The sequence below is a fragment of the Streptomyces sp. NPDC001020 genome (assembly GCF_053599115.1).
Map to the genome: position 1 here is coordinate 137,055 of NZ_JBSFLQ010000003.1, position 14,975 is coordinate 152,029.

The 14,975-nt window shown below is 70.8% G+C and carries 14 protein-coding genes; 7 read left to right on the forward strand and 7 right to left on the reverse strand.

Annotated features, from left to right (window positions below; all coding sequences use genetic code 11):
- The first annotated feature begins 2 nt into the window (after window positions 1-2).
- A complete protein-coding gene (locus ACWDEX_RS03595) occupies window positions 3-581 on the forward strand; it encodes a Uma2 family endonuclease (RefSeq protein ID WP_450461500.1) in 579 nt (192 codons plus the stop codon).
- A gap of 70 nt (window positions 582-651) precedes the next feature.
- Here ACWDEX_RS03595 and ACWDEX_RS03600 read toward each other — a convergent pair whose 3' ends face one another.
- The 5 genes from ACWDEX_RS03600 to ACWDEX_RS03620 form a co-directional block, all read right to left on the reverse strand.
- The gene (locus ACWDEX_RS03600; protein WP_450461502.1) at window positions 652-3,777 is read right to left on the reverse strand and encodes an efflux RND transporter permease subunit; all 3,126 of its coding nucleotides are present in this window, start codon (window positions 3,775-3,777) and stop codon (window positions 652-654) included.
- 304 nt (window positions 3,778-4,081) lie between these two features.
- The gene (locus ACWDEX_RS03605) at window positions 4,082-4,762 is read right to left on the reverse strand and encodes a response regulator (RefSeq protein ID WP_450461503.1); all 681 of its coding nucleotides are present in this window, start codon (window positions 4,760-4,762) and stop codon (window positions 4,082-4,084) included.
- A gap of 22 nt (window positions 4,763-4,784) precedes the next feature.
- Entirely contained in the window at window positions 4,785-6,014 is a 1,230-nt protein-coding gene (locus ACWDEX_RS03610; RefSeq protein ID WP_450461504.1) for a sensor histidine kinase, read from the reverse strand.
- Window positions 6,015-6,141: 127 nt separating this feature from the next.
- Window positions 6,142-6,420, reverse strand: coding sequence for a PspA-associated protein PspAA (gene pspAA, locus ACWDEX_RS03615; protein ID WP_450461505.1), 279 nt, complete (start codon window positions 6,418-6,420; stop codon window positions 6,142-6,144).
- Between the two features lie 40 nt (window positions 6,421-6,460).
- On the reverse strand, window positions 6,461-7,255 hold the full coding sequence (locus tag ACWDEX_RS03620) for a PspA/IM30 family protein (protein WP_450461506.1): 795 nt from the start codon (window positions 7,253-7,255) through the stop codon (window positions 6,461-6,463).
- Between the two features lie 288 nt (window positions 7,256-7,543).
- Here ACWDEX_RS03620 and ACWDEX_RS03625 point away from each other — a divergent pair, with 288 nt between their 5' ends.
- From ACWDEX_RS03625 to ACWDEX_RS03635, 3 genes are all read left to right on the forward strand, one after another.
- Window positions 7,544-8,173 carry a DUF3043 domain-containing protein gene (locus ACWDEX_RS03625; protein WP_450461507.1) on the forward strand — a complete coding sequence of 210 codons (630 nt, stop codon included), beginning with the start codon at window positions 7,544-7,546 and terminating at the stop codon, window positions 8,171-8,173.
- Between the two features lie 83 nt (window positions 8,174-8,256).
- A complete protein-coding gene (locus tag ACWDEX_RS03630; RefSeq protein ID WP_450461508.1) occupies window positions 8,257-8,958 on the forward strand; it encodes a class I SAM-dependent methyltransferase in 702 nt (233 codons plus the stop codon).
- A 71-nt stretch (window positions 8,959-9,029) separates the two neighbouring features.
- Window positions 9,030-10,100 (forward strand): S1C family serine protease, encoded by a 1,071-nt coding sequence (locus ACWDEX_RS03635; protein WP_450461509.1) that lies wholly within the window; start codon window positions 9,030-9,032, stop codon window positions 10,098-10,100.
- Between the two features lie 51 nt (window positions 10,101-10,151).
- Here the strand turns inward: ACWDEX_RS03635 and ACWDEX_RS03640 are convergent, their stop codons facing one another.
- Window positions 10,152-10,364 carry a hypothetical protein gene (locus ACWDEX_RS03640; RefSeq protein WP_450461511.1) on the reverse strand — a complete coding sequence of 71 codons (213 nt, stop codon included), beginning with the start codon at window positions 10,362-10,364 and terminating at the stop codon, window positions 10,152-10,154.
- Window positions 10,365-10,524: 160 nt separating this feature from the next.
- Here ACWDEX_RS03640 and ACWDEX_RS03645 point away from each other — a divergent pair, with 160 nt between their 5' ends.
- Entirely contained in the window at window positions 10,525-11,724 is a 1,200-nt protein-coding gene (locus ACWDEX_RS03645; RefSeq protein WP_450461512.1) for a bifunctional adenosylcobinamide kinase/adenosylcobinamide-phosphate guanylyltransferase, read from the forward strand.
- 298 nt (window positions 11,725-12,022) lie between these two features.
- Window positions 12,023-12,472 carry a hypothetical protein gene (locus tag ACWDEX_RS03650; RefSeq protein ID WP_450461514.1) on the forward strand — a complete coding sequence of 150 codons (450 nt, stop codon included), beginning with the start codon at window positions 12,023-12,025 and terminating at the stop codon, window positions 12,470-12,472.
- A 106-nt stretch (window positions 12,473-12,578) separates the two neighbouring features.
- Here ACWDEX_RS03650 and ACWDEX_RS03655 read toward each other — a convergent pair whose 3' ends face one another.
- Window positions 12,579-13,646 carry a class I SAM-dependent methyltransferase gene (locus tag ACWDEX_RS03655; RefSeq protein WP_450461515.1) on the reverse strand — a complete coding sequence of 356 codons (1,068 nt, stop codon included), beginning with the start codon at window positions 13,644-13,646 and terminating at the stop codon, window positions 12,579-12,581.
- 176 nt (window positions 13,647-13,822) lie between these two features.
- Here ACWDEX_RS03655 and cobT point away from each other — a divergent pair, with 176 nt between their 5' ends.
- Window positions 13,823-14,962 (forward strand): nicotinate-nucleotide--dimethylbenzimidazole phosphoribosyltransferase, encoded by a 1,140-nt coding sequence (cobT, locus tag ACWDEX_RS03660; protein ID WP_450461517.1) that lies wholly within the window; start codon window positions 13,823-13,825, stop codon window positions 14,960-14,962.
- Window positions 14,963-14,975 lie beyond the last annotated feature (13 nt).

The following is a 14,975-nucleotide window of genomic DNA, read 5'->3' on the forward strand; positions in this document are numbered from 1 at the left end:
ACATGACTGTTGTTGCGCATGAGCCGATCACGGCCGCCGAGGGCTTGCTGGAGACCTTTCTGGGTCTCGAGACCCCAGAAGGCTTCCGGGCGGAGCTGATCGAAGGGGAGATCGTTGTGACACCGCCGCCGGACGGGGACCACGAGGACTACATCGAGCTGATCGTGGAGCAGGTGTATGGGCGGTCCCGGACACGCATGCAGTTCTCGGGCAACAAGGGCCTGAAGCTGCAGAGCGGAGGCGCCTGCCCGAGGGACCATGTGATCCCGGATGGCACGTTCGCCCCCAGGGCCCTGCGGCTCTACCGCGGCGCGGACTCCTGGATGCCCTGCGACGGCGTCGCCATGGTGCTCGAAGTGACATCCACCAAGCCCCAGACGGACCGCGAGGCGAAACGCCGCTGCTACGCCCGGGGCGGCATTCCCCTCTACCTGCTCATCGACCGCGACGCCTCCTCCATCACCCTGTTCAGCGATCCGGAGAACGACGACTACCGCCAGCACTGCACGCTTCCGTTCGGTAAGCCGCTCGCTCTCCCGGAACCGTTCGCCTTCGACCTGGACACCGCGGACTTCCTCTGACGTCCACGAAAGAGGGGCCGAACAGGCTTTTCGCCCGCCCGGCCCCTTTCCGTCCCTTCCAGGGACCCCTCTACACGCCGGCGGGCTCCGACTCGCCCGACTTCGTGGGCTGTGCGGGTCCGCCCGCCTTCTTCGCCTTCTTCGCCGCCTTCTTCTTGGCGCGGCGCTCCTTGCGGAGTTCCAGCATGGCGTACAGGGTCGGCACCAGGAGCAGGGTCAGCAAGGTGGACGTGACGAGTCCGCCGATCACCACCACCGCCAGCGGCTGAGCGATGAAGCCGCCCTCGCCCGTGATGCCCAGGGCCATCGGGAGCAGCGCGAAGATGGTGGCCAGGGCCGTCATCAGGATCGGGCGCAGACGGTGCCGACCGCCCTCGAGCACGGCCTCGACGACGCCATAGCCCTGCCCGCGGTACTGGTTGATCAGGTCGATCAGCACGATCGCGTTCGTCACCACGATGCCGATCAGCATCAACATGCCGATCATCGCCGGAACGCCCATCGGGGTGCCCGTCGCGACCAGGAGGCCGATCGCGCCCGTGGCCGCGAACGGGATGGAGACCAGCAGGATGAGCGGCTGGGCCAGGCTGCGGAAGGTCGCGACCAGCAGCATGAACACGATCGCCACCGCGGCCAGCATCGCCAGACCCAGGTTCTTGAACGCGTCGCTCTGGTCCTGCGAGACACCGCCGATCTCCGCCTTCGCGCCCGCCGGCAGCTTCAGCGCGTTGATCTTCGACTGGAGGTCCGCGCTCACCGCGCCCGTGTTGTCACCGGTCGGGCGTGCGGTGATGGTCGCCGCCCGCTGGCCGTCGATCCGGGTCATCGACACCGGGCCGTCCACCAGCTTCACGTCCGCGATGTCGCCCAGCTTCACCGCGCCGAGGCGCAGGTTCCTCAACTGTTCCAGCGTCTTCGCCGGCTTCGCCGACCTGATGACGATGTCGCGCTCGGAGTCGTCCAGGACCGCCTTGCCGGTCTTGGTGCCCTGCACGGCCTGGGCGACCGCGAGGCCCAGCGTCTGGTCGTTGAAACCGGCCGACGCCGCACGGGAGTTGGCCTTGACCGAGACGCGCGGCACGCTCTGCGCCAGGTTGCTGGACACATCCGTGACGTCCTTGATCTTCGCGACCTCGGCACGGACCTGCTCCGACGCCGTGCGCAGGACGTTCGCGTCAGCCGCCTTCACGACCACGCTGAGATCCTGGCTGCCGAAGCCGTCCCCTGCCGACACCGTGGTCGTACCGATCCCGGAGAGCTTCGCCAGCCCGTCCTCGATCTGGTTCTGTACGTCCTTGTCGTCTGCGTTGTCGTCCAGCATGACCGAGTACGAGGCCTGGTTGGTGTCCGTGCCGCCGCCGAACGCCGCCATGAAGCCGGACGAGCCGACGGTGACCTGGTAGTCCTTGACGCCCTTGATCCCGGCGAGCATCTTCTCGACCTTCCGCGCCGAGGCGTCCGTCGTCGCCAGGCTCGTACCCGGCTTCAACTTCTGCTTGATGCTGACGACTTCCTGCTTGCCCGGGTCGAAGAAGTTCGTCTTCAGCAGGGGCGCCATGCCGAAGGTGCCGATCAGGACGACCACGGCGATGGCCACACTGGTGAGACGGCGGCGGGTGGCGAAGCGCAGCACCGGCACGTACAGGCGCGTAAGACGGCTCTTGGCCTCCTTCTCCTCCGCCACGCGACGAGCCTCCTGCGCGTCCTCGGGCGTGCCCTTGGGCGCGCGCAGGAACCAGTACGACAGGACCGGAACGACCGTCAGCGACACCAGCAGCGAGGCCAGCAGGGCCGCCGTCACGGTGAGGGAGAACGAGCCGAACAGCTCGCCCACCATGCCACCGACCAGGCCGATCGGCAGGAAGACGGCGACCGTCGTCAGCGTGGACGAGGTCACCGCGCCGGCCACCTCGCGGACCGCGGCGATGATCGCCGTCTGACGCTTCTCGCCGTAGCCGAGGTGCCGCTTGATGTTCTCCAGGACCACGATCGAGTCGTCGACGACCCGGCCGATGGCGATGGTCAGCGCGCCGAGCGTCAGCATGTTCAGCGACAGGTCACGCGTCCACAGCACGATCAGGGCCAGGACCACCGACAGCGGGATGGAGACCGCCGTGACGAGGGTGGAGCGGATCGACGCCAGGAAGACCAGGATCACCAGGACCGCGAAAAGCAGGCCCAGCCCGCCCTCGGTCGTCAGACCGCTGATGGCCTTGGAGACCGCCGGGCCCTGGTCGCTGACCACCGTGAGGGTGGCGCCGGAGCCGAGGTCCTTGCGCAGGTCCGGCAGCTTGTCCTTGACCGCCTTGGAGATCGCGACCGCGCTGCCGTCGTGGTCCATGGTGACGACCACGGCGAGGCTGGGCTTGCCGTCCGTACGGGTGAGGGAGTCGGCCTTGGCCTCCTCCTGCCGGACCTTGGCGATGTCACCGAGGCGCACCGGCTTCTTGCCGGGCTCCCCCGTGACCATCAGGTTCTCGATCTGCCTCAGCGAGGTGAAGCCGCCGCCGACCTGGACCGTGCGGTTGCCGCCGTCCTCGTCGAAGGAGCCCGCGGGGACCGTCGCCCCGCCCGCCCTCAGGGCCTCGCCGACCGCTGCCGGGGTGACCCCGGCCCGCGCGAGCTTCGCGTCGTCGGGCGTGACGGTGACCTGGAGGTCGCGTACGCCGCTCACGGTCACCTGGCCGACGCCGCTGATGTTCTTCAGCGCGGGCACCACCGTCGTGTCGAGCTGGTCGGACAGGGCCTGCTGGTCCTTGTCCGAGGCGACGGAGAGGACGACGGTGGGCATGTCGTCCGTCGAGCCGGCGACGACCTGCGGGTCGACCGAGTCGGGGAGCCGGACGCGGGCCCGGTTGACGGCCTGCTGGACATCGGCGACGAGCTGCTGGGTGTCGATGCCGTAGTCGAAGGACGCCATGATGACGGCGTTGCCCTCGCTCGCCGTGGAAGTGACGCCCTTGATGCCGGAGACGGCCTGGAGGTTGTCCTCGAGGGGCTCGACGACCTGCTTCTCGACCACGTCGGGGGACGCACCCTGGTACGGCGCGAGGACGGAGACGACGGGCAGGTTGATGGTGGGCAGGAGTTGCTGCTTGAGCTGGGGTATCGCGATCGCCCCGAAGACGATCGCGACGATCGACATCAGACCGATCAGGGCCCGTTGCGCGAGGCTGAAGCGTGACAGCCAGGACATGGGTCGGCGTCTTTCTGTTGGCTGAGCGGAAGGATAAGGATTGGGACGCAGACGAGCGCCCACCCCTACACCCTGGGCCATCGACGGGTGCCGTTCCGTCGCCCCCTGGTCCATTTCTTACACGGCGCCTACTGCGGGCGCAGTACGGCCCCCCGAGGCCGGTACACCCATGGACGTACCGGCGGAACCACCGGCCCGGACCCCGCATAGCTCGCTTATTCGTTCGAGAGCCGGTGCGGCACCAGCCAGGACGCGAGCACCCCCACAGCGCCTGTGGCTTGCCAGGACGCCTCGTGGGGCGCCCCTAGTCCTGCCTCGGACGTACCAACCCTGACTCGTAGGCGATCACCACGAGCTGCGCCCGGTCACGGGCACCCAGCTTGGCCATCGCCCGGTTGACGTGTGTCTTCACCGTCAGCGGACTGACTTCCAGGCGTTCGGCGATCTCGTCGTTGGAGTGACCGCCGGCGACCTGGACGAGGACCTCGCGCTCACGGCCGGTGAGCGTGTCGAGCCGGTCTGAACGGGCGGGGTCACGCCCGTCGTCTCCGTCGCCCTGGGCCAGGAACCGGCTGATGAGCCCCTTGGTGGCGGCGGGCGAGAGCAGCGCCTCTCCGTCGTGCGCGATCCGGATGGCGTTCAGCAGTTCCTCGGGCTCGGCCCCCTTGCCGAGGAAACCGGAAGCCCCGGCGCGCAGCGACTGCACCACGTAGTCGTCGACCTCGAAGGTCGTCAGTATGACCACGCGGACGCGGTCGAGGGCGGGGTCGGCGCTGATGAGCCGGGTCGCGGCGAGCCCGTCGGTGCCGGGCATGCGGATGTCCATCAGGACGATGTCGGCGCGCCGCTCCCCGGCCAGCTTGACCGCCTCGGCGCCGTCCGACGCCTCGCCCACCACCTCCATGTCCGGCTCGGAGTCGACGAGCACGCGAAAGGCGCTGCGGAGCAGCGCCTGGTCGTCCGCGAGCAGGACGCGGATGGTCATGCGGGCCCTCCCTGGGCGGTGGTCACGCGCGCTCCCCGGCTGTCGTCGCGTGGTTCATCAGCGGCAGGATCGCATGGACACGGAAGCCGCCTCCGTAGCGGGGACCCGCGGTGAGGGTGCCGCCGACGGCGGTGACGCGTTCCCGCATGCCGAGCAGTCCGTGGCCGCCCGGTCCGCCGGTGTCCCCGGGTCCGGCGTCGTCGTCCGTTCCGTCGTCGAGGACCGTGATCTCCACGTTCGGTCCCACGCGTACCACGCTGACCTCGGCCTTCGCCCCTTGCCCCGCGTGCTTGCGCACATTGGTGAGGGCCTCCTGGATGACCCGGTACGCGGCCAGGTCGAGGGCGGCGGGCAGGGTGGTGCCGTGGTCGGCGCGGGCGATCTCCACGGGGAGGCCGGCATTGCGGAAGGTGTCGGCGAGTTCGTCGAGCCGGGCGAGGCCGGGTGCGGGCTCGGTGGGGGCCTCGGGATCACCGGACTGCCTGAGCAGACCGACGGTGGCACGGAGTTCGTCGAGCGCGGTGCGGCTGGCCTCGCGGACGTGGGCGAGGGCCTCCTTCGCCTGGTCGGGCCGCTTGTCCATGATGTGTGCGGCGACCCCGGCCTGCACGTTGACCAGGGCGATGTGGTGGGCGACGACATCGTGCAGATCACGGGCGATACGCAGCCGCTCCTCCGCCACGCGACGGCGGGCCTCCTCCTCGCGGGTGCGTTCCGCCCGCTCGGCACGCTCCCTGATGGCGTGCACGAAGGCACGGCGGCTGCGGATCGCGTCACCCGCGGCAGCGGCCATACCCGTCCAGGCGAACAGTCCGAGGTTCTCCTGCGCGTACCAGGGCAGGGGGCCGACGAGCATGGCGGTGCCGGTGAGCACGGTCATGGTGAGCATGCCCACGCGCCAAGTGGTGGGGCGGTCGGTGGTGGCGGCGACGGTGTAGAGGGCGACGACCGTGGACATCGTGACCGGCGTACGGGGGTCGGCGGCGACGAGATCCACCAGGGAGAGGGCGGCGGTGACCGCGAGGACGGCCATCGGCCTTCGGCGGCGGAGGACGAGCGCGGCAGCGCCGAGCACCGTGAGGACGATGCCGAGGGCGTCCGGGGTGCGGGTGCCCCAGGTGGGCCCGGTATCGGAATGCGGATTGACGAAGGAGGCTGCCGTCATGCAGATGAGGACGCCGGCCGCGAGGACGGCGTCCAGTGCCAGGGGGTGGGCTCTCAGGCCGTCCCTGGCGCGTTCCAGGATGCTCACGTCAGCCCAACCTTGCAGGAGGCGGAACCGGTGCTGCCCGTACCCGTGCCGCGCGGTCCGTCCGGGGGCTGCCGCCTCGGGCCCCCGGCAGGCCGACCGTGCCCGGGCCGGGCTGAACAGGCGATGGTCAACCCGGGAGCAGGCCGTCGTCGCTCAGCATCTGGCGGACCTGCTCCAGGTCGGCGTCCGGTGCCGGAAGGATCAGTTCCGACGGCTCCAGGGCGTCGTCCGGCAGCGGGGTGCCCAGACGGCGGACCGCTTCCAGGAGGGCGTTCAGAGTGCGGCGGAAACCCTGCTCGTCGCCGCTCTCCATCTCCTGGAGCAGATCGTCGTCCAGCCTGTTCAGCTCGGTGAAGTGGGCGTCGTCCAGCTTCACCTGCCCCTCGCCCATGATCCGTACGATCACGTTGCCCTCCTGAGGCATGGGACCCGGTGGGATGACTGGGTTACTGCTTGTCGAAGCGCGGGGTGTCCTGCGGCTGGGACTGCTGTCCCTGGCCCTGGCCGCCCTCGATCGCCTGCTGCTGCGCGGACGAGCCGCCGGCCAGCTCCGCCTTCATCCGCTGCAGCTCCAGCTCCACATCGGTACCACCGGAGAGCCGGTCCAGCTCGGCCTGAATGTCGTCCTTGGCCATGCCGGAGGGGTCGTCCAGCGCACCCGAGGCGAGCAGTTCGTCGATGGCACCCGCGCGGGCCTGCAGCTGGGCCGTCTTGTCCTCGGCCCGCTGGATCGCCAGGCCGACGTCGCCCATCTCCTCGGAGATGCCGGAGAAGGCCTCGCCGATTCGGGTCTGCGCCTGGGCGGCCGTGTACGTCGCCTTGATGGTCTCCTTCTTCGTACGGAAGGCGTCCACCTTGGCCTGGAGGCGCTGCGCCGCCAGGGTGAGCTTCTCCTCCTCGCCCTGCAGGGTCTGGTGCTGGGTCTCCAGGTCCGTCACCTGCTGCTGGAGCGCGGCGCGCCGGGACAGCGCCTCGCGGGCCAGGTCCTCGCGACCGAGCGCGAGCGCCTTGCGGCCCTGGTCCTCGAGCTTGGAGGACTGACTCTGCAGCTGGTTGAGCTGCAGCTCCAGGCGCTTGCGGCTCGTCGCCACGTCCGCGACACCGCGACGCACCTTCTGCAACAGCTCCAGCTGCTTCTGGTACGAGTAATCGAGGGTTTCGCGCGGGTCCTCGGCCCGGTCAAGGGCCTTGTTCGCCTTCGCGCGGAAGATCATCCCCATACGCTTCATGACACCGCTCATGGGCTTCGCGCGCCCCCTTCTGACGGACTCCAGCTCCAGCTCTGCAACAGAACCCACAGTACGGGCCCCGCAACCATTACCGCACTGTTCGGGGACGGATGCGGTCATCCCCAAGGACGACTGCCCACGATCCCGCTCCGGCGCAGGGAGGAGGTGTCCCCCCAAGGTTACATACAGAGGGCGCCCGGAATCTCGCGGAAGAACGTCGGCGGTCCTCCCTTTTCGGACCCCTCTGTCCCAGTACAGACGACCGGTGTTGCCGGATCGTTCCCCACTCGGCTGGGGTCCATGCGGGCGCAACCCGTACCCTTGGGTTTTGTGTTCCGTAGCCGTGCCAAGGAAGAGAAGGCCCCGGCCGCCGACAAGGCGCCGGTGACCGACTCCAAGCAGCCCCGTGACCCGCAGGCCCCCAAGGGTCGGCCGACGCCCAAGCGCAGTGAGGCCCAGGCCCAGCGCCGCAGCGTCGCCAATACGCCGACGACGCGCAAGGAAGCCGCCAAGCGGCAGCGCGAGGAGCGCCGCGTCCAGCTGGAGAAGCAGCGCCAAGCGCTGGCCAGCGGTGACGAGCGGTACCTGCCCGCGCGTGACAAGGGCCCGGTGCGCAAGTTCGCCCGCGACTTCATCGACTCGCGTTTCAATATCGCGGAGTTCTTCCTGCCGCTGGCCGTGGTCATCCTCGTGATGAGCATGGTGCGGGTGGCTCAGCTGCAGAACACCGCGCTGTTGCTGTGGCTCGTCGTGATCGTGCTGATCGTGCTCGACTCGATCGTCTCCGCGTTCCGGCTGCGCAAGCGGCTCGCCGAGCGCTTCCCCGACCACAACAGGAGGGGCGCGGTCGCCTACGCGCTGATGCGCTCCCTGCAGATGCGCCGACTCAGGCTTCCGAAGCCGCAGGTCAAGCGCGGAGAGCGGCCCTGAGCACGGATTCCTTCTCCGGGGGTGCGGCAGACGCCTGGCTGAGCCGTCTCGGCGGTCTGCGTGAGGTGGTACGGCAGGAGCTGGTGGCCCGGCAGCTCGATGAGCAGATAGCCGGGCGCTACCCGGTCGGACAGCGGCTGCGGGTGCTCGACGTGGGGATGGGCCAGGGCACGCAGGCCTTGCGTCTGGCGCGGGCCGGGCACCGGGTCACCGGGCTCGAGCAGGATCCGAAGATGATCTCCGTGGCCCGGGAGGCACTGGCCGCCGAGCCGGAGGGCATCCGGGAGCGCGTGCGGATCATCGAGGGCGACGGACGGGACACGGGAGTCCACTTCCTGCCGGGCAGCTTCGACGTGGTGCTGTGCCACGGAGTGCTCATGTACGTCGAGGAACCCGATCCGCTGGTGGCGGGGCTGGCCCGGATGCTCGCGCCCGGCGGACTGCTGTCGCTGCTCGTGCGGAACGGGGACGGGCTGGCGATGCGGCCGGGCCTGTCGGGAGACTGGGGCGCGGCGCTCGCCGCCTTCGACACGACCACCTACACGAACCGGCTGGGGCTCCAGGTACGGGCCGACCGGCTGGAGGCGCTGACCGCGACGCTCGCCGGGATCGGGGCGCCGTTGCACGCCTGGTACGGGGTGCGGGTCTTCACGGACACGGCCGCCGACGGGGCGGAGATCCCCCCGGACATGCAGACACTTCTGGACGTGGAGGAACGGGCGGGTCGTACGGATCCGTACCGGCGGGTGGCGGCGTTGCTGCACCTGTGCGGAGTGCGCGGCTGACGAAGCCGGACCGAACCCGTTCGGACGCATCGGAAAAGCCGGGCCCTCGGCCCGAAGGGACACTCGGGGGCATGGACGCTTCCCGTATCCGTGCCCTTCGGCTGCCCACATCCGCTGTCATCTGTTCCGCGGTACTGCTGCTCGGTGGCTGCACCGGCTCCGGCGCCCCGGCGAAGCCGGACGGCGCGACGAGCACGCGGAGCGTCTCCTCCAGGGCGGCCACCGATCTGCAGAGCGAGTACCAGAGGGTCATCAAGGACGTCCTGCCGTCGGTCGTGCAGATCCGCGCCGGCGATGCTCTCGGGTCCGGCGTGGTGTACGACGACAATGGTCACATCGTCACCAACGCGCACGTGATCGGGAACGGCAGGACCTTCCAGGTGACCACCGCCAACAGCGAGCACGCGCTCACCGCGAGTCTGGTCTACTCCTACCCGGCTCAGGACCTCGCCGTCATCAAGCTGGACAAGGTGCCCCGGGGGCTGAAGGCGGCCGCCTTCGGGGACTCGGCCAAGGTCGACGTGGGGCAGATCGTCCTCGCCATGGGCTCGCCGCTCGGCCTGTCGTCGAGCGTGACCCAGGGGATCGTGTCGGCGACCGGACGGACCGTCAGCGAGGGCGGCACAGAGGGCGGTACGGGCGCCACCATCGCGAACATGGTGCAGACCTCGGCGGCGATCAACCCCGGCAACAGCGGGGGCGCGCTCGTCAACCTCGACAGCCAGGTCATCGGTATCCCCACGCTCGCCGCGATCGACCCCGGCCTGGGGAACAGCGCGGCGCCCGGCATCGGGTTCGCGATCCCGGCGAACATGGTGAAGACGATCGCCGACCAGATCGTCAGGACGGGCCGGGTCACCCAGTCGGGACGGGCCGCGCTCGGCATCACCGGCCGTACCGTGGTGAACGTCGGCTACCGGCCGGTCGGGGTCGCGGTGGTCCAGGTCAAGCACGGCGGCGCGGCCGACCGGGCGGGCCTGCGGGCCGGGGACATCATCGTCAAGGTGGGCGACCAGGACATCACCACGATCACGTCCCTCGCCGAGGCGCTCGCCGGTGACAAGCCGGGGCAGCGGACGACGGTGACGTATCTGCGCGACGGCAGCCGAAAGACCGCCGACGTGACCCTGAGCGAGCAGTGAGGGCGGCGGGAGGGGACGGCTGCACCCCTCCCGCAGGCTACGGACTACGGCCTACGCGTCCGCGGCGTGCAGACTCATCGGCCCGTAGATCTCCGTCGTGTCCTCGAACAGCCGTACCTGGTCGGCGCCGCCGTCGAGAAGGTCCTTCCAGTGTTCCCCGATCCAGGACTCGGCGTCCCCCTGCGTGGTGAACTCCTCGGGCACGATCGCGGGCTGGACCTCCGCCCCGTCGGCCTTCTCGAACCGCCACGTCCATGCCGCCATGTACGCCTCCCAGATGTGAGCACACGCGAAGCCGCACCCGGATTGCGGTCCGGCTGCTGCCCCGAGCCTATGCGCTCCGCCGGTCAGGGGGGAGAAGACCGCGGGTGCGGGGCCGTACCTGGACGCGCGCCTCCTGGGGGGACCCGGGAAAATCGGGTCCGTGGAACTGACACTGCTCGGCACCGGAGCCCCGGCGGGACTGCCCCGCCCCGACTGTCCCTGCGCGACCTGCGCGTGCGCGCTCGGCCAGGAGGCACGCGCGGCGACCGCGGTGCTCGTGGACGGGGCGCTGCTGCTGGACCTCACACCGGGCGCGGCGTTCGCGGCGGCGCGTGCCGGAAGGTCGCTGGCCGGCGTACGGCAGGTGCTGCTGACGCATCCGCACGACGGGCCGGTGGTCGAGGTCCCGGCGGGGCTGCCGCGGCCCGGACGGGTACCGGACGGGCGGGAGTTGGCGCTGCTGACCGGGCACCGGGTGCGGGCACTGGCGATGGACGCGCCGGGCACCGGGTACGCGGTGACCGGACCGGACGGGCTGCGGCTGCTCTATCTGCCGCCGGGCGCGGCGCCCGCGGGCCTCGAGGCGCCGGCGGAGCCGTACGACATGGTGCTGGCCGATGTCCTGGGTCGGCCGGACGCGCTGGCGAAGCTGCGGGCGGTGGGGGCGCTCGGGCCGACCACGGACGTCGTCGCAGTGCACCTCGACCACGACGTGCCGCCGGGTGCCGAGCTGCGCCGACGGCTCGCGACGGCCGGTGCACGGCCGGTGCCGGACGGGACGACGCTGGTCGTGGGCGGCTTTGAGGACGTACCGGACGTGCCGCGGCGCACGCTGGTGCTGGGCGGGGCGCGGTCGGGCAAGTCGGTGGAGGCGGAGCGGCGACTGGAGGCGTTCCCGGACGTGCTGTACGTGGCGACGGGCGGGTCGCGCTGCGGGGACACGGAATGGGCGGCGCGGGTGGCCGCGCACCGGGAGCGGCGGCCCGGGTCCTGGCGCACCGCCGAGACCTGTGATCTCGTGCCGCTGTTGGCGCAGGAGGGGCCGCCGCTGCTGATCGACTGTCTGTCGCTGTGGCTGACCGAGGCGATGGACACGGTCGGCGCCTGGGACGACGCGGAGTGGGCGGGCGGCGGCGAGCGGGCGCTGCGGGCGCGGGTGGCGGAGCTGGCGGCGGCGGTGCGCCGCACGCGCCGGATCGTCGTGGCCGTCTCGAACGAGGTCGGCTCCGGCATCGTCCCGGCGACCCCGTCGGGCCGCCGTTACCGTGACGAACTCGGGCGCCTGAACACGGCGTTCGCGGCGGAGTGCGAGCATGTGCTGTTGGTGGTGGCCGGGCAGGCACTGACGCTACGCGGGTGACCCTGGTGCCGCAGCGACACCAGGCCTCACAAGAGATCACTTCAGCGATATCAGAAACGGACACTGAAGCTGCTCGCCGTGGACACGACGGGGCTCACCGCAGCGCATGGCGAACCGCCCCAACAGCCGACCAGGGCAGATGAGTTGAACCCTGGGTGACACGAGAATGACTCGTTACGTGCAGTCCGCCAACATCGGAGGGACTCATTCCCTTTGTGGGCATGACATGCGCAGACCTAAGATCCCCCAATCGGCCTGGCCAACAGCGCCTTCCCCGGCACAGTAGCGAGGTATTGACATGCGTCGTGCCCTTCTCATCCCGCTGCTGGCGGTGGCTCTGACCGGATGCTCGGTCTTCGGCCAGGACACACCGTGCCAGCAGGCCGACGCGAACTCACAGGTGTCCGCCGTGTGGCGGCCCGCCGACTTCGGCGGCCAGGATCAGGTGAAGATCCGGCTGTGCGTGGACGACACCTGCGAGGAGCGGTCATCGGGCAACCCCGATGACCCATTCACCACGCTGGCGGTCCGACTCCCCGACGACGTCGGCGCGACCACCGTCCCGGTACGGCTCACCGTGACCTCCGCGAAGAGCGGTGCCACGGTCGTCGAGGACAGCACCCGGGCCAAGCTGACGGAGCAGCACCCCAATGGCACCTCGTGCCCGTCCACCGCATGGACGGCGACGTTCCGTGCCCACCCCGAAAAGGGCCTCACCTCCCCCAAGGGAATGAAGCTCCAGGGCTGACCCCCCTGCGCGAAGCGCCCGTCCCCGGCACGACCGGAAGGGGCGGGCGCTTTCCTGTCGGCACCAGCCGCTGGAGCGGGGCCGTCCTTCCGACCCCTGAGCCCGGCTAGCGGCGCGCGATGACCCGGTAGGCGTTCGAGAAGCGGGTACGCCGCAGCAGCGGCGCCCCCGCGTGGTCCAACGCCGCGGCCCCCGCCGTCAAGGGTGCCGTCGCCCCCGCCAGGACCGTGCGCACCCCGCGCTGCAACCGCGTCGGCGGCGTCGCCCGCCACGGGGCGTCCGGGGCCGGCAGGACGCGGCCCAGCGCCAGGGTCAGGGCGCCCGCGATGTCGTACGGCGTGTGCGGCTCGCGGCGGTTCGTGGTGACGATCGCGCAGCCCAGGGTCCGCAGTTCGGCCTGCAGGTTGTCCAGCGGCATCAGCTGGAGGTGGCGTGGCTGGTCGTAGGACACCCACCACTTGCCGAGCAGCGTGCCGAACGCGCAGGCGGGGTCGAAGGCTTCGATGAGGAGATGGCCGCCGGGGCGCAGGACCGTCAGGGCGGCGCGCAGTTCGGCGCGCGGGTCGGGAGTGTGTTCCAGGTGGTGGACCATGCTGACGACGTCGTAACGGGAGCGCAGCCGCGCGAGGATCTCGGGGTCGGTGAGGTGCCCGCGGTGGGCCTCCTCGACGCGACCTGCGGCATATGCCGTCTCGATGCGCCAGGTCGGGTCGAGGCCGTCGAAGGACGTGTACGGGTGAACTTCCTTGGCCACCTGGGGAAACCGGCCGTGCCCGGTGCCGACGTCGAGCCAGCTCTCCGGCTCCGGGAAGGGCAGTATCGCGCGAGCCGCAGCCCGGTGGCGCCGAGCGCTGCCACGGGCGGCAAGGACGCGTTCGGCGAGGCGGTCGCCTCCCGCGTGGTCCCCGTGGCCGTCGCGGTGGTGGAAGGCGATCCCCTCGGCGCTGAGGCGGGGGTTCTGGAAGGCGTGGGCGCAGTCCCGGCACTGGTCGACGACGAAGGTGCCCGGCTTGTGCCGCACCAGGTCCTGGGTGCGCAGCCGGGTGTGCAGTCGGGTCGAACCGCACCAGGGGCAGTCCGCGCGGCGCGGCTCGTGGAACCGGTCGATGCCCTGGGCGAGTTCACCGAGGCACTCGGCACGGCGTGCGGCGTCCTGGTCCGGGGTGGAGGGCATGGGCGGCTCCTGACACGAGGGACGGCGTACGCCCAGGGCGACCGGGGCGCACGACAGTGACCTGAGGCGCGACAATACGTGACCAAACGGTACGTACGGGATCCCTCTCACGGATGCAATGACGTGCCATCGATGTGGCACCGCCGCGTTCGAGCCCTGCCGGTACTGTTCGGCGAATGAGCTCGCTTAATCTCGACGACTTCACCGATCTGATCGAGCGCCCCGACGGCGGTGTGCGCCGCGACGCGGAGGCGCGCCGGGAACGTCAGATCGTGCCGCCCGGGGCACTGGGCCGCCTCGACGACCTCGGTGAGTGGCTGGCGGCCGCGCAGTCCGCCGTACCGGTGCGGCCGATCGAGCGGCCTCGCATGGTGCTGTTCGCCGGCGACCACGGGGTCGCCGCACTCGATGTGTCGGCGCGCCCCGCGGGCAGTGCGGACCGGCTGGTGCGAGCGGTACTGGAGGGCGCCGGCCCGGCCTCGATCCTGGCGCGGCAGCTGAACGTACCCGTGCGCGTGATCGACATGGCACTCGACTGCGATCCGGACGGACTGCCGGCGGAGGTCGTACGGCATCGGGTGCGGCGCGGCAGCGGACGCATCGACATCGAGGACGCGCTGACGCCGGAAGAGGCGGAGGCGTCGTTCCGGGCGGGGATCGCGGTCGCGGACGAGGAGGCGGACGCCGGGACGGATCTGGTGGTCCTCGGCGATGTGAGCGTCGGCGGGACGACACCGGCGGCCGTGCTGGTGGCGGCGCTGTGCGGGACGGACGCGTCCGTGGTGACCGGGCGGGGCGGCCTGGCGATCGACGACCTCGCGTGGATGCGCAAGTGCGCTGCCATCCGGGACGCGCTGCGGCGGGCCAGGCCGGTGCTGGGCGATCAGCTCCAGTTGCTGGCGGCGGTGGGCGGTGCCGACCTGGCCGCGATGACCGGCTTCCTGCTGCAGTGCGCCGTGCGCAAGACTCCGGTGATCTTGGACGGGGTTGTGTCGGCGGCGTGTGCGCTGGTGGGGCAGCGGATCGCGTTCCGCGCGCCGGACTGGTGGCTCGCGGGGCAGAGCAGCGGGGAGCCGGCGCAGGCGAAGGCGCTGGACCGGCTGACGCTGGAGCCGCTGCTGGACCAGGGGGTGACCGTCGGCGAGGGCACCGGTGCGCTGCTGGCGCTGCCGCTGGTCCGGGCCGCGGCGGCACTGGCCGCGGAGCTTCCGGAGAAGCCGGCCGAGGCCACCGAGGCCAACGAGGCCACCGAGGCCAACGAGGCCACCGAGGCCACCGAGGCCACCGAGGCCACCGAGGCCACCGAGAACGAATAGCCGTCCACGGTCG

What these genes read in the sequence shown, in the direction of transcription:
- ACWDEX_RS03625 (WP_450461507.1), top strand. Translation starts at nt 7,544, where the DNA reads ATGCGGGCGCAACCCGTACCCTTGGGTTTTGTGTTCCGTAGCCGTGCC.
- cobT (WP_450461517.1), top strand. Translation starts at nt 13,823, where the DNA reads ATGAGCTCGCTTAATCTCGACGACTTCACCGATCTGATCGAGCGCCCC.
- ACWDEX_RS03650 (WP_450461514.1), top strand. Translation starts at nt 12,023, where the DNA reads ATGCGTCGTGCCCTTCTCATCCCGCTGCTGGCGGTGGCTCTGACCGGA.
- ACWDEX_RS03605 (WP_450461503.1), bottom strand. Translation starts at nt 4,762, where the DNA reads ATGACCATCCGCGTCCTGCTCGCGGACGACCAGGCGCTGCTCCGCAGC.
- ACWDEX_RS03640 (WP_450461511.1), bottom strand. Translation starts at nt 10,364, where the DNA reads ATGGCGGCATGGACGTGGCGGTTCGAGAAGGCCGACGGGGCGGAGGTC.
- ACWDEX_RS03595 (WP_450461500.1), top strand. Translation starts at nt 3, where the DNA reads ATGACTGTTGTTGCGCATGAGCCGATCACGGCCGCCGAGGGCTTGCTG.
- ACWDEX_RS03620 (WP_450461506.1), bottom strand. Translation starts at nt 7,255, where the DNA reads ATGAGCGGTGTCATGAAGCGTATGGGGATGATCTTCCGCGCGAAGGCG.
- ACWDEX_RS03655 (WP_450461515.1), bottom strand. Translation starts at nt 13,646, where the DNA reads ATGCCCTCCACCCCGGACCAGGACGCCGCACGCCGTGCCGAGTGCCTC.
- ACWDEX_RS03635 (WP_450461509.1), top strand. Translation starts at nt 9,030, where the DNA reads ATGGACGCTTCCCGTATCCGTGCCCTTCGGCTGCCCACATCCGCTGTC.
- ACWDEX_RS03600 (WP_450461502.1), bottom strand. Translation starts at nt 3,777, where the DNA reads ATGTCCTGGCTGTCACGCTTCAGCCTCGCGCAACGGGCCCTGATCGGT.